Annotated in this window: 19 protein-coding genes and 3 pseudogenes; 12 read left to right on the plus strand and 10 right to left on the minus strand. The window is 55.3% G+C overall.

What is annotated here, in order from left to right; genetic code table 11:
• The first annotated feature begins 265 nt into the window (after positions 1-265).
• Complete coding sequence (rsmG, locus tag VI25_RS00205; RefSeq protein ID WP_316934205.1) at positions 266-958, plus strand: 16S rRNA (guanine(527)-N(7))-methyltransferase RsmG; 693 nt, start codon at positions 266-268, stop codon at positions 956-958.
• Positions 959-980: 22 nt separating this feature from the next.
• On the opposite strand, the gene VI25_RS00210 is transcribed toward rsmG, so the two are convergent.
• The gene (locus VI25_RS00210) at positions 981-1,964 is read right to left on the minus strand and encodes a YheT family hydrolase (RefSeq protein WP_045687399.1); all 984 of its coding nucleotides are present in this window, start codon (positions 1,962-1,964) and stop codon (positions 981-983) included.
• A gap of 458 nt (positions 1,965-2,422) precedes the next feature.
• On the opposite strand from VI25_RS00210, the pseudogene VI25_RS23110 reads away from it, so the two are divergent.
• Together VI25_RS23110 and rpsT are read left to right on the plus strand one after the other, a co-directional pair.
• Positions 2,423-2,596 (plus strand): annotated as a pseudogene (locus VI25_RS23110) (DUF4142 domain-containing protein); the annotation flags it as partial.
• A 195-nt stretch (positions 2,597-2,791) separates the two neighbouring features.
• Positions 2,792-3,049: a 30S ribosomal protein S20 gene (gene rpsT / locus VI25_RS00215; RefSeq protein WP_045687367.1), complete on the plus strand. Its 258-nt coding sequence runs from the start codon at positions 2,792-2,794 to the stop codon at positions 3,047-3,049.
• A gap of 180 nt (positions 3,050-3,229) precedes the next feature.
• Here rpsT and pyk read toward each other — a convergent pair whose 3' ends face one another.
• Together pyk and VI25_RS00225 are read right to left on the minus strand one after the other, a co-directional pair.
• Positions 3,230-4,669 carry a pyruvate kinase gene (gene pyk / locus VI25_RS00220; RefSeq protein WP_045688384.1) on the minus strand — a complete coding sequence of 480 codons (1,440 nt, stop codon included), beginning with the start codon at positions 4,667-4,669 and terminating at the stop codon, positions 3,230-3,232.
• Positions 4,670-4,851: 182 nt separating this feature from the next.
• A complete protein-coding gene (locus VI25_RS00225) occupies positions 4,852-5,280 on the minus strand; it encodes an IPExxxVDY family protein (protein ID WP_045688383.1) in 429 nt (142 codons plus the stop codon).
• Positions 5,281-5,441: 161 nt separating this feature from the next.
• Here VI25_RS00225 and VI25_RS00230 point away from each other — a divergent pair, with 161 nt between their 5' ends.
• The 5 genes from VI25_RS00230 to lgt all read left to right on the plus strand — a co-directional run bounded on the left by VI25_RS00230 (position 5,442) and on the right by lgt (position 10,934).
• A complete protein-coding gene (locus VI25_RS00230) occupies positions 5,442-5,678 on the plus strand; it encodes an acyl carrier protein (RefSeq protein ID WP_019948606.1) in 237 nt (78 codons plus the stop codon).
• Between the two features lie 99 nt (positions 5,679-5,777).
• Positions 5,778-7,025 (plus strand): beta-ketoacyl-ACP synthase II, encoded by a 1,248-nt coding sequence (fabF, locus tag VI25_RS00235; RefSeq protein WP_045688382.1) that lies wholly within the window; start codon positions 5,778-5,780, stop codon positions 7,023-7,025.
• Complete coding sequence (gene rnc / locus VI25_RS00240) at positions 7,025-7,774, plus strand: ribonuclease III (RefSeq protein ID WP_045688381.1); 750 nt, start codon at positions 7,025-7,027, stop codon at positions 7,772-7,774. The genes fabF and rnc overlap by 1 nt, the downstream gene beginning before the upstream one ends.
• A 165-nt stretch (positions 7,775-7,939) precedes the next feature.
• Complete coding sequence (nadE, locus tag VI25_RS00245) at positions 7,940-9,874, plus strand: NAD(+) synthase (RefSeq protein WP_045688388.1); 1,935 nt, start codon at positions 7,940-7,942, stop codon at positions 9,872-9,874.
• Positions 9,875-9,929: 55 nt separating this feature from the next.
• Positions 9,930-10,934, plus strand: coding sequence for a prolipoprotein diacylglyceryl transferase (lgt, locus tag VI25_RS00250; RefSeq protein ID WP_072144716.1), 1,005 nt, complete (start codon positions 9,930-9,932; stop codon positions 10,932-10,934).
• Positions 10,935-11,018: 84 nt separating this feature from the next.
• Here the strand turns inward: lgt and fbaA are convergent, their stop codons facing one another.
• The 3 genes from fbaA to yidD all read right to left on the minus strand — a co-directional run bounded on the left by fbaA (position 11,019) and on the right by yidD (position 13,552).
• Positions 11,019-12,107 carry a class II fructose-bisphosphate aldolase gene (gene fbaA, locus VI25_RS00255; RefSeq protein WP_045688380.1) on the minus strand — a complete coding sequence of 363 codons (1,089 nt, stop codon included), beginning with the start codon at positions 12,105-12,107 and terminating at the stop codon, positions 11,019-11,021.
• Positions 12,108-12,280: 173 nt separating this feature from the next.
• Entirely contained in the window at positions 12,281-13,165 is an 885-nt protein-coding gene (locus VI25_RS00260) for a hypothetical protein (RefSeq protein WP_052695184.1), read from the minus strand.
• A gap of 165 nt (positions 13,166-13,330) precedes the next feature.
• Positions 13,331-13,552: a membrane protein insertion efficiency factor YidD gene (gene yidD / locus VI25_RS00265; protein WP_045688379.1), complete on the minus strand. Its 222-nt coding sequence runs from the start codon at positions 13,550-13,552 to the stop codon at positions 13,331-13,333.
• Between the two features lie 284 nt (positions 13,553-13,836).
• Between yidD and VI25_RS27500 the strand changes: the two are divergent.
• The 4 genes and pseudogenes from VI25_RS27500 (at position 13,837) to VI25_RS00280 (ending at position 19,306) form a co-directional block, all read left to right on the plus strand.
• Positions 13,837-14,486, plus strand: a pseudogene (locus VI25_RS27500) (S46 family peptidase).
• Positions 14,453-16,018 carry a S46 family peptidase gene (locus VI25_RS00270; protein WP_262489890.1) on the plus strand — a complete coding sequence of 522 codons (1,566 nt, stop codon included), beginning with the start codon at positions 14,453-14,455 and terminating at the stop codon, positions 16,016-16,018. The pseudogene VI25_RS27500 and the gene VI25_RS00270 overlap by 34 nt, the downstream one beginning before the upstream one ends.
• Before the next feature lie 277 nt (positions 16,019-16,295).
• A complete protein-coding gene (locus VI25_RS00275; protein ID WP_045688378.1) occupies positions 16,296-17,207 on the plus strand; it encodes a hypothetical protein in 912 nt (303 codons plus the stop codon).
• Positions 17,204-19,306 carry a ComEA family DNA-binding protein gene (locus tag VI25_RS00280; protein ID WP_045688377.1) on the plus strand — a complete coding sequence of 701 codons (2,103 nt, stop codon included), beginning with the start codon at positions 17,204-17,206 and terminating at the stop codon, positions 19,304-19,306. Before VI25_RS00275 ends, VI25_RS00280 begins: the two co-directional genes overlap by 4 nt.
• Positions 19,307-19,413: 107 nt before the next feature.
• Here the strand turns inward: VI25_RS00280 and VI25_RS00285 are convergent, their stop codons facing one another.
• The 4 genes and pseudogenes from VI25_RS00285 to VI25_RS00305 all read right to left on the minus strand — a co-directional run bounded on the left by VI25_RS00285 (position 19,414) and on the right by VI25_RS00305 (position 22,997).
• The gene (locus tag VI25_RS00285; protein WP_055562155.1) at positions 19,414-20,313 is read right to left on the minus strand and encodes a proprotein convertase P-domain-containing protein; all 900 of its coding nucleotides are present in this window, start codon (positions 20,311-20,313) and stop codon (positions 19,414-19,416) included.
• Between the two features lie 32 nt (positions 20,314-20,345).
• Positions 20,346-21,509 (minus strand): fibronectin type III domain-containing protein, encoded by a 1,164-nt coding sequence (locus VI25_RS25670; protein ID WP_055562156.1) that lies wholly within the window; start codon positions 21,507-21,509, stop codon positions 20,346-20,348.
• Between the two features lie 208 nt (positions 21,510-21,717).
• A pseudogene (locus tag VI25_RS26215) lies at positions 21,718-22,560 on the minus strand (reprolysin-like metallopeptidase); the annotation flags it as partial.
• Positions 22,557-22,997 carry a hypothetical protein gene (locus tag VI25_RS00305; protein ID WP_052695181.1) on the minus strand — a complete coding sequence of 147 codons (441 nt, stop codon included), beginning with the start codon at positions 22,995-22,997 and terminating at the stop codon, positions 22,557-22,559. The gene VI25_RS00305 and the pseudogene VI25_RS26215, both read right to left, overlap by 4 nt.
• Positions 22,998-23,189: the final 192 nt, after the last annotated feature.

Raw genomic sequence — 23,189 nt, forward strand, 5'->3', positions numbered from 1 at the left:
AAATTGAATGCGCTTGTAAGTGATTGGCTCACCTGAATGCTCCTGTTTTTTTAGTAATAACTACAAATGAAAACTAGGTGCTGGACTTATCAATGAGTTGGCTCTTATAGTGATTCGAATGACGTCCTGGGGTATGCTCTACCTGTTGCTTGTGGCATTGGGCAGGATGCTGATGCTTGCCTTACCTACGAGAAAGGTAAGCGGGCTTTCTGGCTGCTACCGCAGGGTGCACAGAGCCCGCATGACGCACGTAGTGCTGCTGACAATGCTTGCCCTTATTCGCGTCGTTATCCAGCAGCACACGCCAATGCGTTGTTATCTTTACCCCGCAATGGATATTCTGAACCACTACTTCCCCAACCTTACCGACCACCAGCGCCAGCTTTTTCAGCAGCTCGAAACCGAGTTTCGGGGTTGGAATGAACGTCTGAACTTGGTTGCCCGCACCGACGTGGACAACTTAGCCGAGCGGCACTTTCTGCATTCCCTGGGTATTGCGAAGGTGATTGAGTTCGTGCCGGGCTCCTCGGTGCTGGATGTGGGTACGGGCGGCGGCCTGCCGGGCCTGCCCTTGGCTATTCTATTTCCGGAAGTAAAGTTTCACTTGGTAGATAGCATTGGTAAGAAAATTCGGGCTGTGCAGGAAATGGCTCAGGCTCTGCATTTGTCCAACGTCACGGCCGAGCAGATTCGGGCCGAGCAGTTGCGCCCCAAGTACGACTATGTGGTGAGCCGGGCCGTAGCTCGCTTGGCTACTTTTCATACGTGGATTGCCCACCGCTATAAGCCCCACGGCAATGCAACCACGGGTCTCTACTACCTCAAAGGCGGCGACTTAACAGAAGAAATTCAGGAAGCAGGCCTTCCAGCTACGGAGTACAACCTGAAAGACTTTTTCACGGAGGAATTTTTTGAGACTAAAAAGGTAGTGTTTGTGCCCGCTACTGCCGCCAAGTAACAGCCCACTCACATTGCCTGGGTTAGCCTGGCTGGGCGGCCGTCAGAAATTGCACTGCGCGCCGCTCCGAGTAGTAAGCGCCATCGGGCGCACCTTCGGCAAACCCTACATGACCACCGTCAGCAGGCGTTTCCAGAAACACATAGGCGCTTTGCGCCGCTACCTCACGCGGAAAGCAGCTGGGAGGTAAGAAGGGGTCGTTCTGAGCATTAACGAGCAACGTGGGCACACGGATGTTACTTAAGTAACGCCCGGAGCTAGAGTGCTCATAGTATTCATCCGCCGACGTGAAGCCGTGCATAGGGGCCGTAAATCGATTGTCGAACTGGGGAAAGTCTTGCAACGCCTCCAAATCATTGATGTCCACTTGACCGGGCAGGAGGGCTGCTTTCTCTCGCATCTTAGCCCGCAGCGATTTTAGAAAGCGGCGCAAGTAAATGCGGTTTTGAAAGCGCGCAATGTGGTAGGAGCTAGCCTTGAGGTCGGTGGGCACGGAAAACACCGCCGCGCGTTGTACTTCCTGTGGTACGCGCTCAGGCTTCTCGCCCAGATACTTCAGCGTTACGTTGCCACCCGCCGAAAAGCCAGTGAGGTAGATGCGATGGTAGCGCTTAGTAGCCAGCGCGTACCGTACTACAAAATCCAAGTCATCCGTGTCGCCCAGGTGGTAGGAGCGGAGCAAACGGTTCATTTCGCCGCCGCAACTGCGGTAGTTCCAAGCCAAGGCATCCATACCGGCCTGGTTAAGCGCCCGTACCATGCCGCGTATGTAAGGCCGGCTAGCATCCCCCTCCAATCCATGCGAAACAATGGCGAGAGTATCCGTCGTGCTATCCGCCACGCGTGACCAATCTAGGTCCAAGAAGTCGTCATCTTCCGTTTCCACTCTTTCGCGCTGGTAATGCACATCCGGCACCGTGCGCCATAAACTGGGCACGATGGTTTGAAGGTGCCCATTGAATAGGTAAAATGGAGGCTGGTAGGGGGAGTGAGCAACGAGCGGCATAAACAACAAGCTAAAAAGTGCCTGCAAATTCCAATAAGCAAAGTACGGAAGTATAAGCGTGCCCACACGTGGATTGTTGCCAGCTAAGGAGATGGTAGTTCGCTACTAGTAAGTTAGGCTAGTACAACAGTTGCGAGCAGTACCTCAACCACTGGTAGTGCTCCTGGCACCGATATGACAGCTTTCATGGGGACATTTGCCACAATGCAAGACCCAGTTTTTCTGATGACTGCCGCGGGCAGCAGCCTCTTGGAGATTCAGTTGGGCAACGTGGCCGCTTAGCAGGCAACAAGTGCCGACGTGAAATAAAAGAGTCAAAAGATGACCTACTACCACACAAAGGCTCCCTAAGAGCTAAAGTCGGGGTTACTCTGTTGGGGGTAACTCTGCCGCAAATTAGGATGCCTGTGCACCCTGTTACGGCCGGCCGATTGATAGCGAAGTAGGGCAAAGACTTTGACAAGGAATACCTAGACCTGATGCAAACGGCTCCCAAGCTAGATATTGCCATGCTTGAGGTAAAAAGCAAAGCTGCCGAAATTCCAACCGTCAAGGCTTTTGCTACCAAAACGCTGCCCATGCTACATTCCCACAAGAAAATGGCCGACGAAATCGAGAAAAAGGTTGATTAACCTGCTTAAGCAGTAGTAAACCTGTTTCCACGAACTGAGGCACTCCCATGGCGTTAGTAGGGGCGAGCTTTAAGGTTGATTATAACGCTTTCTTCCAGCCTACCTTTGACATAGTGTTTGCTATTTAAAAGCAAAACCTTACCTTTGCCAACCCAATTGAATTGATTTCGAGCAGAAGACCATTTTTCTCAACCCATGGCAAATCATAAGTCGGCCCTGAAGCGCATCCGTTCTAACGAAGCGAAGCGCGTGCTGAACCGTTACCAGGCTAAATCTACCCGCACCGCCGTTAAGAAACTGCGTGCTACCACCGACGCTACGGCTGCTCAAGAGCTGCTGAAGAAAGTATCGTCGATGCTGGACCGTCTGGCTAAGAAGAACATCATTCACAAGAACAAAGCCGCTAACAACAAGTCGAAGCTGGCCAAGTTCGTGAAGTCGCTAGCTGCCTAAACGGCAAAACTGGCGTTTCTGCTCTTTATAGATAAAGGCTCCGTGCTCCAGCGCGGAGCCTTTTCGCGTAGCAGGTAGCTCAGCCTGTGCTTATGAGGTTTCCCGTAGAGTACGGAGCAATAAGAAGGCCCGTCCGGTATGGTACCGGACGGGCCTTCTTATTGCTGGCAGTTCTAAGCGTTAGGCTACGCTCACCTTCACCATGTTGGTCTTGCCTTTCTCGTTGATGGGCATAGAGGCGGTGTTGATGAACACGTCTCCTTTCTGCAAGTGTCCGGAAGCCGTCAAAGCATACTTAATATCCGATACGGTGCCATCCGTGCTTACCATACGATCGTAATAGAAGCCACGCACACCCCAAATGAGGCTCAGCGTAGTTAACAGGTTACGATTGTCGGTAAAGATGAAGATGTGCGCCTTAGGACGGTACTTCGCAATCTGGAAGGCCGTGTAGCCGCGGTGGGTCATGCCCGTAATAGCCTTGGCGCCGGTGTTCTTAGCCAAGTGGCAAGCTGCTGATAGCACGCTATCCACCATAAACGAAGGAGAATCGGGCGTGATAGGGTGCCAGTGGTGGTAAATGCTAGGCATGCGTGTCTCCACGCTCATAATAGTGCCTACCATGGAGCGGATAACCTCCGCAGGGTATTGTCCAACGGCCGTTTCTGCCGACAGCATCACGGCATCTGCACCATCAATTACGGCGTTGGCTACGTCGCTAGTTTCTGCGCGGGTAGGACGAGGCGCCGTAATCATGCTCTCCATCATCTGAGTAGCTACAATAACGGGTTTGCCTGCCTTATTGCACTTCTCCACAATCATCTTCTGGGCCATTGGCACCTCTTCCATCTTCACCTCCACGCCAAGGTCGCCACGAGCAACCATAACGGCATCGGTGAGGGCAATGATTTCATCAAGGTTCTTGAGGCCTTCAGGCGTTTCAATCTTCGCGATTACGCGGGTCGTCTTACCACTTTCGGCAATCAGGCTCTTGATAAAGCGGATGTCCTCGGCGCGACGAGCGAATGACAGGGCAATCCAGTCAACGTCGTGCTCCAAGCCAAATTTTAAGTCGGCAATGTCCTTCTCCGTCATAGATGGGGCCGATACCTCAGAGTCAGGTAGATTGATGCCCTTACGGGGCTTTACCAGGCCACCATAAATTACTTCTACATCTACTTCTTTGTCCCGGTCGGTAGCCAGTACGCGCAGTTCAATCTTGCCGTCGTCAATGAGAATCATGTCGCCAGCTTTCACGTCGCGGGCCAAGCCGAGGTAAATCGTGCTCAGGCGGGTTGCCGTGCTGATTTCCTTCTCGCCGCACACTAACTTAATTTTGTCGCCCGGCTTAATTTCAACGCCTCCGCCTTCTACATCGCCCAGTCGGATCTTAGGGCCTTGCAAGTCTTGCAGCAAGCCCACGTGCGTACGCATATCCTTATTGAGACGACGTACCGTGTTAATAACTGAGAGGTGATCTTCGTAGCTGCCGTGCGAGAAGTTGAGGCGAAATACGTCGACGCCTTCCCGAATAAGCATACCTAGCTTTTCGTAGGTATTGGAAGCGGGGCCAACGGTAGCCACAATCTTAGTTCTATTAAAATGCGGACGGGGTTCCATGAAGTAGGGGTACAGGTGACAGATGAAAGGAAGCACGTACTAGTAGCACGCGGAAAACGTCTGTTATTCAGCGGGAAAAAGAGCTGCAACACGTGCCGTAAGATGCTACCCAAAGGCTAGGTAGCTGATGCAGCGGTGAGAAACTCCCTTGCCAAGCGCAGGATAACAGACGTTTTCAAAAGTCAAAAGAGCAGATTTTCTTTGAATTTAAGGTCATTGGGGTCGAACTGACTTATCAGTTGTACCTCCGGTAGGCCCGCCAAGCTGCCCAGCAGTGCCTCTGGGGCCAGCGGCCCAGTGCCATTGCTGACCTGCAACAGGTAGTCGTATTCCTTGATGTCGGGGGCGAGGAAAGGCTTTTTTAAAGCCGATGGATCTATGCTACGGTTGCGAAGTAGCCGCAGCGTAAAGTGCTCGGTGACGTGTAAATAGTTGCTAATAACTAGCCGCCCCCGGCTCAGGAGGTCGTAAATAAGGTCTTGCTGCTTAACCAAGCGCAGATGCAAGGCTCGGTTCAGGGTCCAAGCTAGCGTGTGCTCCCGCGTGGAAGACACGAGCCCGAACAGGTCGAATTCGCAGTCGTATTCGACGTCCAGCGTGAGAGTTTTCATGAGAGAGGGCGAAGAAAGGAAACGCAAAAATAGGCACCGTAGTACCTGCCTGAAACCCCGACAGCCATAATCTTACACCCGGAAGAAACGGGGGGGGAAGTTTGACAATGTTAGGGAAGATGGTGTTATTTGTGCCGAGTTTTCTTCAAACCCCCACGGAAATGTCTGAAATTGCAGAAAAAGTAAAGGCCATCATCATCGATAAACTCGGCGTAGAAGCTTCGGAAGTTACTCCAGAGGCCAGCTTCACCAACGACCTGGGTGCTGACTCGCTGGATACCGTTGAGCTGATCATGGAGTTCGAAAAGGAATTCAACGTATCTATCCCCGACGACCAGGCCGAGAACATTGGCACCGTGGGCCAAGCTATCAGCTACCTCGAAGAGCACGCCAAGTAGTACGCGGCAAGCTCTCACCCTTTTTAGTGCTTACCGGCCGGCCTGCCGCCGGCCGTTTTGCTTTTCTAGTATCTTTCTTTCGCTTCTCTGAGCCAGCCTATGTCTCTTCGGAGAGTTGTCGTGACCGGCCTGGGTGCTATTACCCCGCTCGGCAAAACTGCCCCCGCTTATTGGGAGGGCCTGCAGGCCGGCGTTAGTGGCGCCGCCCCCATCACCCGTTTCGATGCCAGCAAGTTCAAGACTCGCTTTGCCTGCGAAGTGAAGGACTATAACCCGGATTCCTATTTTCCGACCAAGGAAGGCCGGAAAATGGACATCTTTACGCAGTTTGCCCTGATTGCTGCCGACGAGGCCATTCAGGATGCCAAGCTGGAAGGTGTTGATAAGGACCGGGTAGGCGTAATTTGGGGCTCCGGTATCGGCGGTCTTACCTCGCTGCAAGCCGAGTGTATTGCTTTCGCCAATGGCGACGGTACACCCCGCTTCAACCCGTTCTTCATTCCGAAGATGATTGCCGACAGCGCGTCGGGCAACATCTCCATTCGGCATAAATTCCGCGGCCCCAACTTCGTAACCACCTCGGCCTGCGCTTCTTCATCCGACTCAATCATCTCTGCCTTCAACTATATCCGCCTGAACATGGCCGATGTGGTTGTAACGGGAGGCTCTGAGGCCGCCATCACCGAGTCGGGGGTGGGAGGCTTCAATGCCCTCAAGGCCATGAGCGAGCGAAATGACGCGCCGGAACAAGCTTCCCGCCCCTATGACAAGGAGCGTGATGGCTTTGTACTGGGCGAGGGAGCCGCTTCGTTGGTGCTCGAAGAGTATGAGCACGCCAAGGCGCGCGGCGCTAAAATCTACGCCGAGCTGATTGGCGGCGGTATGTCGGCTGATGCCTACCATATCACGGCCCCAGACCCCGAGGGCAACGGAGTGGTACTGGTAATGCAGAATGCGCTACGTGATGCGGGCATTACGCCCGCCGATGTAGACTACATTAACACCCACGGTACTAGCACGCCACTGGGCGATGGTGCCGAGGTGAAAGCAATTCAGAAGGTGTTTGGTGAGCATGCTTACGATCTGAACATCAGCTCCACGAAGAGCATGACGGGTCACCTGTTGGGCGGAGCTGGTGCTATCGAAGCTGTGGCCTGCATCTTGGCTATGCAGCATAACATCGTGCCGCCTACCATCAACCATTTTACCGACGACCCCGAACTGGACCCCAAGTTGAACTTCACGTTCAACAAGGCTCAGGAGCGCGAAGTAAACGTGGCCATGAGCAATACGTTTGGCTTCGGCGGCCACAACACGTCGGTAATCTTCCGTAAAATCCGCGACTAATGCCAAGGCCCGGTCAGCCCTTACCGTTGTTCGGCTTTTTCCGCCGACTATTAGGCCATGACCGGGCCTTTCGGCAAGCCGTGGGCACCGTTACGGGCAGTACACCCGACAACATTCGACTCTACCACTTGGCTTTTACGCACTCTTCCGTGGTGCGCCAACAGCCGGAAGTAGGACGCCATCAGAGCAACGAACGCCTGGAGTTTTTGGGCGACGCGGTGCTTGGTGCCGTTGTGGCAGAGTATCTATTTCGTAAGTTTCCGTACGAGCAAGAAGGCTTCCTGACGGAGATGCGCAGCCGGATTGTAAACCGGGAAAGCTTGAACGGGTTGGCGTTGAAACTAGGTCTCGATAAGCTGGTGCAGCTAGATCCGGCCCAGGGCCGTGCTGCTCGCTCGCGTTCCGTGAATGGTAACGCCTTGGAGGCACTGGTAGGGGCCATCTACCTTGATCAAGGCTATAAGACGGCCCGCAAGTTTGTGCTGAGCCGCCTGATTAAGCCTTTTGTGGACGTAAAGTCCATGACACAGACTACTACCAATTTCAAAAGTAAGCTCATTGAGTGGGCGCAGCGCAACGGCAAAACCATGCGTTATGACCTAACCGGTGAGCCGCGACCAGGCGGGGTAATGGAGTTTTCGGCTACCGTGGTAGTAGACGAAAGCCCAATTGCTACCGGCATGGGCTTATCTAAGAAACAAGCCGAGCAACTAGCTGCCGAGCGGGCACTGGAAATGCTGGGGGTATAAACTCGGTACGAGTAGAAAGGCGAGGGGTAGCGCACGTTTTTCAATAGTCGCTAAAAGCAAAGCTCCGGCATTCGCCAGAGCTTTTTTGCGTTCTGATCGGCCGTGAGGGCAACCTGATCTGTGGAAATAGAGTTGATTTGCAAAATCAACTACCTACCCAATACCATGCGAATAGCCGGCGCCGCCCTCAATCAGATACCTATTGACTGGACCCATAACCTGCGTACTATCCGGGAGGCTATTGAACAAGCCAAAGAGAGCGGTGTAGAGCTGCTCTGCCTGCCAGAACTGTGCCTCACGGGGTACGGCTGCGAAGATTTGTTTCTGAGCGACTGGCTACCTGAGTCGGCGCTGGCGCACTTACAGCAAGTACGGCCGTGGACCCACGGCATCTGCGTAGTGGTTGGTTTGCCAGTACGGCTCAACCACCGCACGTTTAATACTGCTGCCGTGCTGCGCGATGGCGAGATTCTGGGTTTCGCGGCGAAGCAGTTTCTGGCAAACGATGGGGTACACTACGAGCCGCGCTTTTTCTACCCGTGGCCCGCTGGCGAAACCACCACGGTGCAGTGGGCAGGAGAGGAGTGGACGCTCGGAGACATGATTTTCGAGCATCAGGGGGTGAAGTTTGGGTTCGAAATCTGTGAAGATGCTTGGCGCCCCGACGATGTACGACCCGCCTGCCGCCTTGTGGGCCGGGTAGATTTAATTGTGAATCCGTCGGCTAGCCACTTTGCCATGAGCAAGACCGATGTGCGCTACCACCTAGTAACGGAGGCCTCCCGCACGTTCAACTGCACGTACCTCTATGCCAATCTACTGGGCAATGAGGCCGGGCGTATGATTTACGACGGCGAGATTCTGGTAGCTCGGAACGGGCATTTGCTGCTGCGTAATCAGCTCATGAGCTTCAAAGAGGTAGATATGGAGTGCGTGGACGTGGACTTTACCACGGAGCAAGTACGGGCTGACGAAATCCAGCCTCTTCCCGCACCCGACGAGTACCGGGAACTCAACCAAGCCCTAAGCCTGGCTCTATTTGACTACATGCGCAAAGCCCGTAGCCGCGGCTTCGTGCTGAGCCTGAGCGGCGGGGCCGATTCGGTCATGTGTGCTGTGGCCGTAGCCGAGCTGGTACGGCTAGGTGCGGCCGAATTAGGTACGGCCGAGTTCATGCGCCGTAGCGGGTGTTTCACCAGTGAGGAAATTGAGCGGCTAGCAGGGCCCGCTACGCCTACACCTGATCAGAACACGCCTGGTCCCAAGGATGCCTCACATTCTGAACCTAGTGAGCAGCAACTTACCATCAACCAGCAACTCACGCGGCGCCTACTTACCTGTGCCTATCAAGGCACCGTCAATTCCTCCGACGACACCTATAATTCTGCCAAAGAGCTGGCTGATTCCATTGGAGCAGTATTCTACGACTGGACCATTGATGATGAAGTGACGGGCTACGTGGGCAAGATTCAGCACGCTTTACACCGGGAGTTGACTTGGAAGACAGATGACCTAGCTCTGCAGAATATTCAGGCCCGGGTACGTGCCCCCGCTATCTGGCTGCTGGCAAACGTGCAGAATTGCTTGCTCATGACGACATCTAACCGCTCAGAAGCTAGCGTGGGCTATTGCACCATGGATGGCGACACCGCTGGCTCCATCTCGCCCATTGCAGGCGTCGACAAGGATTTTGTGAAGAAATGGTTGCGCTGGGCTGAAACGGAGCTCAACTACCCTGCGCTACGCCACGTGAACAACCTACAACCAACAGCCGAGCTGCGCCCCTTGGAAGACAAGCAAACTGATGAGCGCGACCTGATGCCCTATGTGCTGCTCAACCGCATTGAACGGCTTGCATTCTACGACCGGCTTAGCCCCCAACAGGTATTTGCGGTGTTGCGGGAAGAAGAAGCCGCTACCGATCCGGAGCTGCTGAAAACCTACGTGAAGCGCTTCTACAGCCTCTGGAGCCGCAACCAGTGGAAGCGGGAACGGTACGCTCCGGCCTTCCACCTCGACGACTATAACGTGGATCCGCGCTCTTGGCTGCGCTTTCCCATCTTGAGTGGAGGCTTTACAGAGGAATTGAACGAACTCTAGCGCGTACGCTTCGCCCTACAAGTTCTACCTTTACCGCGCACCTGCTTTCTTTCTTATGCTTTCTTCTCTAAGCGCCATTCTCTGGAATGCGAATCCCATCATCGCCGAAATAGGGCCCCTCACCTTGCGTTGGTACGGTCTGCTATTTATGTCGGGCTTTGTAGTGGGCACGTTTATCCTGAGCCACGTCTACCGGTCTGAAAAAGTGTCGCCTCATTGGGTCGACGTCATTACCATCTACGTGCTGATTGGCACAGTGCTCGGCGCGCGGCTTGGGCACGTATTCTTCTACGATTGGCCTTCTTACAGCCAGCACCCCGAGGAAATCCTGAAGATCTGGCACGGCGGCCTTGCTTCGCATGGTGCTACCATCGGTATCATTTTGGCCGTGTGGCTATTCAGCCGCAACAACAAGTTTGATGTACTCTGGACCCTAGACCGCATTGTACTGGTAGTGGCCGTAGGCGGGGCCCTTATCCGGATGGGCAACCTAATGAATTCCGAAATTGTGGGTCGCCCTACCGATAAGCCGTGGGCCTTCGTGTTTCCGCGCGACGTAGAGCATCTGCAAGAGGCTCGCCCCGATCAGCCGGTACCAGCTGGGTCCGTAACGGTGCAGCAGGTGAGAAATACCGAGGGTGAAGTTTCGGTGCAAACCCAGCCCGCTACTGCATCCGTTGCAGTCGGTACGGCCATTGCCGTGCCACGTCACCCCACACAGATCTACGAGTCGCTATTCTGCGTTTTCCTATTTGTGTTGCTGTACGGCATGTGGAACCGTACCAAAGAGCGCACACCGCGCGGGCAACTCTTCGGGCTGTTTGTTGTGCTGCTGTTTTCCTTCCGTATTCTAGTGGAGTTCCTGAAGGAAGACCAGGTAGCATTTGAGCAGAACATGACCCTGAATATGGGCCAATGGCTGAGCATCCCCTTAGTGTTTATTGGCCTTTGGGTAGTGTGGCGGGCCGGCAAGAACCCCAACAACCCGTATGGCTACGCCCCGCGGGATTTGGAGGAGCGGGCCGCAGCCGAAGCCGCGGCTACTAGCCGCCATGCCTAATGCGCTTGCGCATCACAACTGCCATAGAAAAAGCCCCGCCTTCATGTGAAGGCGGGGCTTTTTCTATGGCAGCTCTAGCAAAAACTAGGGGCGACGATTCACAGCGTTTAGATCTTCGAAAGCCTGCTTGAGGCGGGTTACGAAGGTTTTTTCGCCTTCACGCAGCCACACGCGCGGGTCGTAGTATTTCTTGTTCGGCGAGTCTTCCCCAGTGGGGTTGCCAATTTGGCTTTGCAGGAAGCCTTCGTTCTTCTGGTAGTAGTTCTTGATACCGTCCCAAAATGCCCACTGCAAGTCCGTGTCAATGTTCATCTTGATGGCACCGTAGCCAATAGCCTCGCGGATTTCCTCCTGCGAGGAGCCCGAACCACCGTGGAACACGAAGTTCACGGGGCGCTCAGCTTCCAGCACAAACTTCTCCTTCACGAAGTCCTGAGAGTTTTTCAGGATAACGGGCTGCAGCTTTACATTGCCGGGCTTGTATACACCGTGCACGTTGCCAAAAGCAGCCGCAATGGTGAAGCGGTGGCTTACCTTGCTTAGTTCCTCATAGGCGTAGGCCACTTCTGAGGGCTGGGTGTAGAGCTTGGAAGAATCTACGTCGGAGTTATCCACGCCGTCTTCCTCGCCGCCGGTTACGCCCAGCTCGATTTCCAGCGTCATGCCGATTTTGGCCATGCGCTCTAGGTATTCCTTGCAGATTTCGATGTTCTCCTCAATCGGCTCTTCCGACAAGTCGAGCATGTGCGAGCTGTAGAGGGGCTGGCCGTGCTCAGCGTAGAACTTCTCGCCAGCTTCCAGGAGGCCGTCAATCCAGGGGAGAAGCTTCTTGGCAGCGTGGTCCGTATGCAGAATTACGGGTACGCCGTAGGCTTCGGCCATCAGGTGCACGTGGTGAGCACCCGAGATACCGCCAGCAATGCTAGCCTGCTGCTTGTCGTTGGGCAGGCCTTTGCCAGCGAAAAACTGGGCGCCGCCGTTCGAAAACTGGATAATCACCGGGGAGTTCAGGTCACGAGCGGCTTCCAGCACGGCGTTTACCGTGTCGGTGCCCGTTACGTTCACGGCAGGCAGGGCATAGCCGTTGGCCTTAGCGTGTTCGAAGAGCTGCTGCACTTCGTCGCCGTGCAGCACGCCGGCGCGCAGGCCGGTGAGAGTGGTTAGGTCAGCCATACGTAGGTATTGCAGGGCGCGAGCAGTAGGGTGCCGCGCCAGGTTAGGGTTCTAGTGGGGGTGAAGGTAGGAAAAGAACAGGGCCCATCCACAGTAATAACACGCAACCTGAGCAAAAGCTCCTGCTACGTGCCCACCATGATTAGGCCCTGATGGTACAGAATACCGGGTGGCTAGAAGGTGTAGGTGTACAACGACCCCTGCTCACTGCTGATGTAAAGCGTGTTATTGTCGGTAAAAACGGCCCCTTCGGTTTGCCCCGCGCCTTTCAGTGAAATCTGCCGGGGTGTTGCTTTCAGGATTTCAGCGAAGCTATTGCCTTCCAGCACGAACATTTCCTGGCGGGCCAGCAGCACCAGCCGACGACCATTGGGGCTGAGTGCGGCATCCGTTACTTGGCCGGGAATGGCAATGCTAGTTACCTGCTGAGCCGTGTACGTGCCGGGCCGGTCGGGTACGCTATATACTTTGCTGGTTTGTTCCTGGGCCCGGTCCTTCGTGAATAAATATACTTTGCCGTCGTGCCAGAGGGTGGCTTCACAGTCGAAGTTACGCTCCTCCTTACTCGGTGGAAAGTCGCGCTGGTCTGGGTACTTCAGGTGAATCTCCTGCACCACGCTCACGTTCTCCGGGTTCAGGCGGTAGAGCACCAGGTCGCGCCGGTCGTTGTTGTTGTTCCCTACATCACCGATATAGATGTTGCCGCTCTGGTCGCGGGTTATGCTTTCCCAGTCGTGGCTTTTTACTGGAATATCTAGCTGGGCCAGCGTCTTACCAGTTGTGCTTACCTTATAGATAATAGGCTGCGTACCATCGTCGCCGTGCGTAAAGAAGGTGCCAGCTTGGCCCGTGAGTGCGAGGCCAGAGCTTTCAGGCACGCCACTGAGTGTCCCTACCTTGGTAAGATTGGGGATGTCGGCGCCATCCTTGCCTTTCTTTCCCTTCTTCTTGCCCGATTTTTCCTGCTTTTGCTTGTCTTCCGAATGTTGGGTTTGAGCCTCGGAACAGCTGCCAAGCAGCGTGCCCGCCAAAGCGACAGCAAAGAATAGAATGCGCATATGCAGCAGTAGCTAACTGAAAAAAAAAGCTGCCGCAGCTCATAGCTACAGCAGCAAACACGAGCCTTATACGGGAGAAGGGGGTAGGGCGATGGTGAAAATAGTAGTTTGCCGTCCGAAGCCGACTAGGGGCCGAGGCACTACGTTAGCTGGGCGCCTAAGCCACTACGGCACAGGGTCATGCCCATGGCCGCCCCACGGATGGCAGCGGCTAATGCGGCGTAGCGCCAGGTGCCCGCCCCGCCAAGGGCCGTACTTCGTGACGGCCTCTACGGCGTAAGCTGAACAGGTAGGGGTATAGCGGCAGCTGGCCGGCGTGAGCGGCGAAATCAGGTGTCGGTATATCCAGATCAAGCCCAGCAAGAACTGGCGGAAGAGGTAAGACATGGTGAAAACAAAGATCGGAAAAGATAACCCGACTATGCGCTAGGCAGCTTCGGACAAAGGATTGTGCTGGTGAATGGTAGTGCTGCAAACCAGAGGGGAGGTGCAACCGCAAGGCCTGGCTGCGTACCTTTGCGCCTAGATTTTCACCCATATTACCCACCCATCTTATGCGTAACAACCACTGGGCCGCGGTCCTTTTGCTGACGCTACTACTCCCCTTGGCGGCCCGCGCCGATGAGGGAATGTGGTTGCCCCTTTTCGTGAAGCGCTTGAACGAGGCCGACATGAAAAAGAAAGGCCTTAAGCTGACGGCCGAAGAAATTTATAGTGTTAACAATGCCTCCTTAAAGGATGCCGTCGTGCAGCTGGGCGGCTTCTGCACCGGCGAATTTGTAAGCAGCCAGGGCTTGCTGCTCACCAACCACCACTGCGGCTACGACGCTATTCAGAGCCATAGTACTCCCCAAAACAACATCCTGCAAAATGGGTTCTACGCTGCTTCCCGCGCCGAGGAAAAGCAGAACCCTGGGTTGTTCGTGGATATTCTTGTGCGCATGGAAGACGTAACTAGCAAGGTGCTGGAAAGCATTACGCCTGCTACGCCCGAGGCCGAGCGCATGGCCATTGTGCAGCAGCGCCAGAGGGAGCTGGCCGACAATGCCAAAGAAAACGGCAAGTATGTGGCTACGTGCGCGACATGTTTGGGGGCAATGAGTACTACCTGTTCATTTACCAGCGCTTCGGCGATGTGCGTTTGGTAGGTGCCCCCCCCGAAGCCGTAGGCAAGTTTGGGGGCGACACCGACAACTGGATGTGGCCTCGCCACACCGGCGACTTCTCCATGTTCCGGGTGTACGCCGACAAGAACAACCAGCCCACCTCGGGCCCCAGGCGGGCAACGTGCCATACGTACCCAAGAAGCACCTACCCGTAGCCCTGCAAGGCGTAAGTGAGGGCGACTTTGCCATGGTATTTGGCTTTCCGGGCCGTACCCAGCGGTTTATGCCCGCTGCTGGCTTGCAAATGACCCTCGACCAAACCAACCCCGCCCGCATCAAGCTGCGTGATACGCGCCTTAAGTTGTGGAAGGAAGATATGGACCAGGACCCCGCGTTGCGGCTGAAGTACGCGTCGAAATACGCCAACATTGCGAACTACTGGAAATACTATATCGGGCAGAATGAAGGCATGAAGCGCCTCAAGACCGTGGATGCTAAGAAAGCTGAAGAAGCGGCCCTTGCTCAGTGGATTTCGCAAGACCCCGCCCGCCAGCAGCGGTACGGCGATGCGCTCAATACCATCAACCAAAGCTATGCTGGTTTGCGCCAGTACAACCTGGGCACCCAATACGTAAACGAAGCAGCCTTCGGCACGGAAATTATTACCCTGGCTGCCCGCATGATGCCGCTGGCAAGTGCGCTGAAAGCCTCGCCTACCGATAAGGCCGCTATTGATAAAGCCGTAGCAGACCTAAAGGAGCCGGTAGCGGAGTACTTCAAAGACTACAGCGCTTCCACGGACAAAAAGGTATTCGCGGCTCTAATGGGCCTCTATATGCAGGAGGTACCGAAGGATCAGCAGCCCGAAGTATTTCAGACCGTGCAAAAGCAGTACGGGGGCTCCATGCAGAAGTATGCTGACTACGTGTTCAGTAATTCCTTCCTGACCTCAGAGGCCAAAGTCAATGCTTTCCTGGCGGCTCCTACGGCTGCAAAGCTAGAAGCCGATCCTGCCTACAAGACCTACCAGTCGGTGTACTCGAACTACGTGCAGAACACGGTGCCCAAGCTTCAGAGCATGCAAGCCGGGTTAGTGCGGGCCAACCGTCTTTACGTGGCTGCTTTGCGCGAGAAAAATACCGACAAAGTTTACTCGCCCGATGCCAACTCTACCATTCGCTTGAGTTATGGTACTGTGCGCCCCTACAAAGGCCGCGATGCAGTGGCGTATGACTACAAAACAACTGCGCAGGGCATCCTGGAGAAAGAAGACCCTACCAACCCCGAGTTTGTGGTTCCGCAAAAAGAGCTGGAGCTGCTGAAGATGAAAGACTATGGCCGCTTTGCTGACAAAAACGGCAACCTACCCGTGGCCTTCATCACCGACAACGATATCACGGGGGGCAACTCTGGCTCGCCCGTTATTAATGGGCGTGGGGAGCTTATTGGTTTGGCCTTCGACGGCAACTGGGAAGCCATGACTGGCGACCTTGCCTATGACCCAGAGCTAAAGCGCTGCATCAACGTGGATATTCGCTACGTGCTCTGGTGCGTTGAAAAAATGGGCGGTGCCAAATATCTGGTAGATGAAATGACCCTACAGAACAATGGCCCTAACCCCGGCGTAGGGGCAGCCACCGCAGCCGGTGCTGCCGCCGACATGAGTGACATAGAGAAGATGAAGGTAAAAACCGAGAAAGGCGGTAAAACTAAAATCAAGCGTAAGAAAGACGCTGCTATGCTGTAGAATGATAGTTGACTAACTGAAAAGCCCCGGCACTGCAAGGTGCCGGGGCTTTTTTGTAGCATTATTCCTTGTGGTACTAGGCCTGTATGTAGTGCGTCTGCATACCTCCCTGGTGCCACCACGCGGCTAGTGGTGGAATAGTCAATTATCTATTACTAGGACGAAAAGCCTCGATACTAACTAGGGTTAGAGCTTTTTTATGGGATGAAACCAAGGGATATTGTACAATTCGATCTTAGTGTCTATTTTCCAGCACTACAACTACTTATACAAGTGTATGATACAAAAATACGCGTTGCTACTCTTTTTTGCTGGGTTAGGAGTGCATCGTGTGGTAGCACAGGGCAACGGAGCAGGAGTATGGGGTGCCCGTGCGGCGAGTTTGGGGCAAGTAACGGCGGTGCTGGAAGACGATGTATGGGCTAGTGCTAACAATCCGGCGGCGCTTGGGAGTGTGGCGCGCCCAACTATAGGCTTTGCAGCAGCCAATCGGTTCCTGCTACCTTCTCTAAATACCGTGGCGGTTGCAGGCTCGCTACCATTAGGGTATCGGTCAGGAGCACCAGTAGCGCCAGTATCTGGAGTGCCCGCCGCGGTAGCTGCCGCCGAGGCTCCTCGGTACGGTGTGGTAGGAGTTACGGCCGAACGGTTTGGCGGCAAGCTATATTCGGAGCAGCGGGTAGGGGTGGGCTACGGCTACCGGTTGGGTACAGTGCGGGTAGGAGCACGGATGGAAGTGCTCCAAGTGAGTATAGAAGGACTAGGTAGCCGGCGCGTGATGGCAGCCTCGTTGGGCGGCCAGGCTGATATCATTCCAAAGAAGCTTGTCTTTGGGGCCTACCTCTACAATTTCAACCAAGCTCGGCTGGCGCCTTACCAAGACGAACGAGTGCCCACGGTGCTGCGGGCCGCGTTGGCTTGGCGGCCATCGGAAAAGGTGCTGCTACTAGCTGAGACGGAAAAGGATGTAGAGCAGGATGCGGATTTCCGCGCTGGACTAGAATACCATCCGGTAGCTGCGTTAGCATTACGGGGTGGCATTGCCTCGCTCACCCACCAGACAACGGGTGGCGCTGGCTTTCACACCAAAACCCTGCAGATAGATTACGCCGCAGCTTGGCATGAGAAGCTGGGGCTTAGCCAGCAGGTAAGCGTGGCCCTCACCTGGAACAAGCCTGCGCAACCATGAGGCAGTTGTTGCTAAGTGCTCTGCTACTCGGAGCAATGGTGCACGGAGCCCAAGGGCAGGAGTATATCCGGCCCACAGTACCCGATCTGGACCGACTAACCCAGGAGCTATTCGCTGAAATTCAGAGTGACCAGGTTCCTTACGAAGACCTCTACGAAACCCTCCTTCAATACTACCAAACCCCACTCAACCTAAATACTGCAGCCCGCGAAGACCTGCGCGGCCTGCTGCTACTTAGTGAAAGCCAGATAACGCACCTGCTTGACCATCGCCAGAAAAACGGAGCTCTGCTTAGCCTCTATGAGCTGCAAACCATTGAGGGCTTCGACGTGCGCACTATTTATCGGGTAGCGCCTTTCGTAACGGTACAGGCCGACCCCAGCGCCGGGCGCGGGCCGCTCTGGCAGCGTGTATTAAAAGGCGACAACGCTGCGCTGTTTTTGCGTTACGAGCGGGTGCTGCAGGACCGCCCTGGCTATGCTCCCCCAGATACCGTGCGCGGCGGACGCCCGGCTACTCGCTACCTTGGCTCGCCCGACAAACTACTTTTGCGCTACCGCGTGAGCCGCGCGAAGGACTTCAGCTTGGGTGTTACGGCTGAAAAAGATGCCGGCGAGGCTTTCACGTGGAGCCCCGCTTCCCGCCGTTATGGCGCCGATTTTTATTCGGCGCACTTTCTGGTGCAGGAGCGTGGGCGCCTGAAGGCACTAGCACTTGGCGACTACCAACTGCAATTTGGGCAGGGCCTGCTACTTTCGTCGGGACTGGCGGTAGGGAAGGGAGCCGAAACGATTACCACTCTGCGGCGTAGTTCGGTGGGTGTGCGGCCGTACTCGTCGGTGTTGGAGAATACGTTTTTCCGTGGTGCAGCTGCTACCGTAGCCGTAACCCCTACGGTGCGGGCTACCGCTTTTGTATCGCGAAAGCGCGTGGATGCTAACCTGGCGCAAACCCAGGATTCATTGGCGGAATTTAATGAGTTCACCTCGGGACTATTGCTGACGGGCTTTCATCGTACTCCTTCGGAACTTGCTGACCGACAGGCCTTGCGCGAAACCGTGCTAGGTGGAAACCTCAGCTACGCCAGCCGCAGCGGCGACTTAACGGCGGGTATCACGGCGGTAGATACGCACTTTGATAGGCCGCTACTACGCCGCCCCGAGCCGTATAATGCGTATGAACTGCGCGGCGACCATAACTTGGCGTTAAGTGCGCACTACAGCTACGTATGGCGCAATCTCCTGCTATTCGGCGAAACAGCGCGTAGTAGCAGTGGCGGTATTGGTACCGTAAATGGCTTGCTAGCTAGTCTCACCCCGGCCATAGACGCATCTGTGCTCTACCGCAACTACGCTCGTAACTTCCATACCCTTTACGGAAATGCTCTGAGCGAAAACTCGCGCAACATCAACGAGAAGGGGCTGTATTTGGGCGTGAAACTCCGACCCGCACCGCGCTGGGAAGTGTCGGCCTACTACGATCGGTTTGCGTTTCCGTGGCTGAGGTACCAGGTAGGAGCCCCCTCGGCTGGTCACGACTGGCTGGTGCGCGTTACGTTCACTCCCACGAAAACAAGCCTGCTGTATGCTCAACTGCGCCAGCGGACCAAGGCGTATGATGCCGATACGCTACGTCCTGACCCGCTGCCCGTACCTGCCCAACGTCGCAGCTTGCTTGTATTTTATGATGCCAGCCCCACCCCAGTCCTGAGCTTGCGCACGCGGGTACAGGGCACCCACTACCAAGAAGATGCCGGCCCGCAACGGCGGGGCTACGTGCTGGCCCAAGATATTACGGTAGCGCCAATGGCACGCGTGCGCGTATCAGCTCGCTATGCCCTGTTCGATACGGATGATTATGATACGCGCCAGTATGTATTTGAGCAGGATGTGCTGTATGCCTTCTCCGTTCCGGCTTTGGCGGGACGTGGTACTCGCGCCTACCTCCTTACCCAACTTGACCTGACCCGCCACCTAACGCTGTGGCTACGTTACGCCGAAACGCACTACCGCCACCAAGCTACTGTTGGCTCTGGGTTAGAACAAATTCAAGGACCTCGCCGATCTGAGGTGAAAGCGCAGCTTCGCTACCGGTTCTAAGTCGAAACAGGCAGCCACTACGAGCGAGGCGAAATAAGTGCTGGTCTTATATTGGAAAAGGCGGCTTCCACATCGGAAGCCGCCTTTCTAGTGGTTGCCTAGGCTAGTTATTGCTTGAGCAGTCGCATCACCGTTAGGCCATCGGGCATGTCGAAATGCAGGTTGTATACACCCGTGCTGAGGCTGCTTAGGTCAAGCGTATGTTGGAGCGCTGCCGCCCCTTTGGTTAGGGTTGTAGAGCTAACAGTACGGCCCAGGGCATCCGTAATGCGTAGCGTAATAGGGCCGCGTTGTGCATTGGCTATTTGTACCCTGAAAATGCCAGTACTGGGGTTAGGAAACACTTCCACCCCTTGTAGCAGAGCCGCATTTTGCGTAGCCGTAATGGTCGAAACCGTCTGGCAACTCTCGTTGCTGTAGGCTGAGCTACCTACGGCATTCACTGCACGCACACGGTAGCAGTATCGCGCATTGGTGCTTACTTGGTCCTCATAAAAAACAGTATTGGCACCGAGGGTAGCAATGCGGGTATAGGTACCGTTGTTCGTGGAGCGTTCTAGCTCGAAGCCCGTTTCATTGGCCGAGTTATCTAGCCACAGCACTTCAAGGTTTGCCGAATTGTTGCCCACTGCTATTGGCGCTGTTGTGGTAAGCGAAGTAGGTGCGGTAGGGGCTTCGGGTACTGTGCACAACTCCAGTGACCAACCGGTAAGGGTGCCGTCGTTGCCAGCGTTGTTATCAGTAATGGTCAGCGTCCAGGTACCGTTGGAAGCACTGTTGAGGAAGGTGCTAAGGGGGTTTGCGGGACGCACCGTACCGCCCGCTGGGAGCGGACAAGCTAGGACCGCCGTGGCCGCGTCGTCAAACGACAGGCTCAGGTTAGACGTGCCATTGCACAAGCGAGAAAACAAGACCACGCGCGTGCCAGCTGGGTTTGTGAGGGAAATTTCCAGCTCGCCTACGTTGGGATGGGTAATAGCTAAGTTACGAATTCGGATGTCGGACACTCGCTCAGCGGTAGTGACCGTAAGGGTAGAAGTTACTGTGTTGGCGGAGCCGCCGAGATAGTACGCGGTACGGTAGTAGCCGCAATAGTTTGGCAAGTTTGCTGCCCGGTTTGGAACTGCACAGTAGCGGAATATGGCGCCGCCCCACAGATACCCACGCCACGTACCCGCACAAAGTAAGTAGTGTTGGATTGCAAGCCAGTGCTAAGGGTTAGGGAAGTACCCGTTACGCCGCTTTGGCTAAAGACCAGAGTAGAGAAATTTGCATCAGTTGCTACTTGCACATCATAGCTAGATGCATTGGGAACGGGAGCCCAGCTAATGGTAGGGCGTAAAATGGTACGCCCAGAAAATGTGGGTACGCTTACTGCCGTGGCCTGCGACACGATGGGCAGTACCTGGAACCGCACCTGCTGGCTTTGCGTAATGCTGCCGCTCGTACCCGTGAGGGTGATGGTATACACGCCAGCCGGGGTAGCAGTAGTCGTGTTAATTGTGTACATGGTAGCACTGCCAGACGCTATGGTCGGGTTGCTGAACGTAATGGTAGCGTCAGTGGGTAGACCAGAAGCCGATAGTGCCACGTTTCCCGTGAAGCCCAGCAAAGATCCTACTGACAAGGGCACGGTGCCAGATGCAGTACCTGCGCAGAAAATAAGTGGGGTAGAGGTGCAGGTTTGGGCAAGATAGAAGGTAGGAGCCGTAGGCGTCAGAATCGAGAAGTTCGCATTCGAAATGTCGAAGAAGATTCCTCCGGAAGCTTGCACCCGAATCCGCGCCGTGGATGTGTTGGCAATACCGGTGGGCAGCGTTATGCTTTCACAACCATCATTCGGCGTGCCAGCTAGCAGCGTGATAGGGTAAGTAAGGCCGCCATCGGTAGAAAGCAGAATATCCACATTGGCAGCATTGATAGGAGCGGCCGTAGTATTGGCTACATCCCACGTCACCGATTGCGGAGCTCCCCCTAACCACGTAGTAGCCGTGTTCGGTGCAGTTACAACAAACGGGCCCGCTGTGCCTACTACCGTTACGTTGGCCGCATCGTAGTCTACCCCACCGCCACCAACGCGGTTGTCGCGGGTTACTAAGCGGAACGTCAGCGTCCGGCCATAAGAAGGTAAAAGCTCCCCTCTCGTTTGGGTATTGTTGACGATATCGCTCAGGCGCGGGAAAGTACGGGAAGGGCTGCTCACCGGCGCGAAAACACGGAACAAGGGTGCATTGCCTGAAGGAGAATTAGGCGCACCTTCGGGGCCCAGATTGTACTGCTCCCAAGAGTACGTCAGGGCATCACCATTTGCGTCAGTTGCCGAGCCCGTAAGGTAAAAGGGGTACTGATTGGAATAGCGTAGTCGCTACCAGCATTTACTACCGGGGGCGTATTGTTGGTGGCGGTACTCACAGCACAGTTGCCGGCTCCGGTGATGTGGGCCACAATCTGGTCGAAGCTGCGCGAGTGAAAGTATGGGTCCGAGTTAGCCTGCGTATTGTCGGCCCCGCAAATGCCTGCGTAGGCCATGATAGTAGTACCTGAGCCCGGCTCGTAGGCCGATGCGCCCGCTCGGTTGCCCCCGCCACAGCTACTTGTCACACTGTTAAAGGTATGGTCAGCCCCGAACTGGTGGCCTATTTCGTGCGCTACGTAGTCTACGTCGAAGGCATCGTTGCGCGGTGCACCCGAGCCCGTTACGCCCCGCGCTTTGCCCGAAATGCACACGGAGGCTTTTGCGCAATACCCCCGCCGCCAGTGCTAAACACGTGGCCGATGTCGTAGTTGGCATTGCCAATGCGCGCATCTACCGTGGTCTGGTTTTGGTTTAGCATGGACTCCCCATTATCATTCGTGTAGGGGTCGGTGGCACCATCCAAGTAAATGAGCGTGTCGTTCTTGGGTACCAACACCATGCGCACGGCAAGCTCCTTTTCGTAGATGCCGTTTACGCGGTTCAGCGAAGCTACCATGCCAGCCAAAGCGCCCTCTTTGGTGCCACCATAGTAGGCAGCATATTCTCCAGTGCAAGCCAGCGCCAGCCGATACGTCCGGAGGGTAGTGCCGTTGGCTACATTCTGACGATTTGCTAGGGGCGGCGTCGTTGGCAGGGCGGGGGAATCCGGCGTGTTACACACAAAAGGAATAGCCGTGCGGTTCATAGCCTGACGCTCAAACACTAGGTGCAAGCCGTCAGTGGCACCTCCGCGCTGGGCGGGGTCAATGTATACCGTCTTGTTAGCTGTGAGAATCATGCGTGAAAGCCAGCCGAGCTAACATCAAGGCGAGCGGTAGCGGTGGGGTCGTCAATACCCTGGGCCGCATACGTCCGGATGTTGGGGTAGCGTGCGGCCAACTCCGGCGCCATCACGGGTACTTGCACCACGCGGAAGCGCTGGGAAGTGCCGTCGGGTAAGGGTAAAGAGACTACCGTAGTTGAAGTACGAGCGCGTAGGTTGGTAGCGCTTGGAGCCGTGCTTAGCGCAGAACGCACATTCTGAAGCTGTACCGTTACGGGCCGATAGTGTGAAAGAACCGGCAGCGCCGCTTGGCGGGCAGCCGTAGAAACTGGGGCATCAGCCCATAGTACACGTTGGGCCGACGCCCCCTGTGGAGCGCCTACCGCAAGCAATACTACCCCCAGCGGCACCACCTGCCATGCGCGGTGGAACAGCATAGAAACTTTGAGCATAAAGGGCAAGAAGGTAGAAAAGAGGGATAATAGACAGCTGCGGTGATGAGCGCCTCTAATGTATGATTTTTGCCTGCTACTTCAGGCGGGCGTCATGCGGTTTTTGCTTTGTAACAATTCGTTAAAGCCCTTTTTTGCAAAAGCAACGGTGCCTTAACACGCGAAGTCCGGGCGCTTATAGGCACCCGGACT

The organism is Hymenobacter sp. AT01-02 (assembly GCF_000961955.2).
Classification (GTDB): Bacteria; Bacteroidota; Bacteroidia; order Cytophagales; family Hymenobacteraceae; genus Hymenobacter; species Hymenobacter mucosus.

Bases quoted from the DNA above. Each gene is read 5' to 3' on its own strand.
- rsmG (WP_316934205.1), top strand. From the start codon at position 266: ATGCTTGCCCTTATTCGCGTCGTTATCCAGCAGCACACGCCAATGCGT.
- VI25_RS00210 (WP_045687399.1), bottom strand. From the start codon at position 1,964: ATGCCGCTCGTTGCTCACTCCCCCTACCAGCCTCCATTTTACCTATTC.
- rpsT (WP_045687367.1), top strand. From the start codon at position 2,792: ATGGCAAATCATAAGTCGGCCCTGAAGCGCATCCGTTCTAACGAAGCG.
- pyk (WP_045688384.1), bottom strand. From the start codon at position 4,669: ATGGAACCCCGTCCGCATTTTAATAGAACTAAGATTGTGGCTACCGTT.
- VI25_RS00225 (WP_045688383.1), bottom strand. From the start codon at position 5,280: ATGAAAACTCTCACGCTGGACGTCGAATACGACTGCGAATTCGACCTG.
- VI25_RS00230 (WP_019948606.1), top strand. From the start codon at position 5,442: ATGTCTGAAATTGCAGAAAAAGTAAAGGCCATCATCATCGATAAACTC.
- fabF (WP_045688382.1), top strand. From the start codon at position 5,778: ATGTCTCTTCGGAGAGTTGTCGTGACCGGCCTGGGTGCTATTACCCCG.
- rnc (WP_045688381.1), top strand. From the start codon at position 7,025: ATGCCAAGGCCCGGTCAGCCCTTACCGTTGTTCGGCTTTTTCCGCCGA.
- nadE (WP_045688388.1), top strand. From the start codon at position 7,940: ATGCGAATAGCCGGCGCCGCCCTCAATCAGATACCTATTGACTGGACC.
- lgt (WP_072144716.1), top strand. From the start codon at position 9,930: ATGCTTTCTTCTCTAAGCGCCATTCTCTGGAATGCGAATCCCATCATC.
- fbaA (WP_045688380.1), bottom strand. From the start codon at position 12,107: ATGGCTGACCTAACCACTCTCACCGGCCTGCGCGCCGGCGTGCTGCAC.
- VI25_RS00260 (WP_052695184.1), bottom strand. From the start codon at position 13,165: ATGCGCATTCTATTCTTTGCTGTCGCTTTGGCGGGCACGCTGCTTGGC.
- yidD (WP_045688379.1), bottom strand. From the start codon at position 13,552: ATGTCTTACCTCTTCCGCCAGTTCTTGCTGGGCTTGATCTGGATATAC.
- VI25_RS00275 (WP_045688378.1), top strand. From the start codon at position 16,296: ATGATACAAAAATACGCGTTGCTACTCTTTTTTGCTGGGTTAGGAGTG.
- VI25_RS00280 (WP_045688377.1), top strand. From the start codon at position 17,204: ATGAGGCAGTTGTTGCTAAGTGCTCTGCTACTCGGAGCAATGGTGCAC.
- VI25_RS00305 (WP_052695181.1), bottom strand. From the start codon at position 22,997: ATGCTCAAAGTTTCTATGCTGTTCCACCGCGCATGGCAGGTGGTGCCG.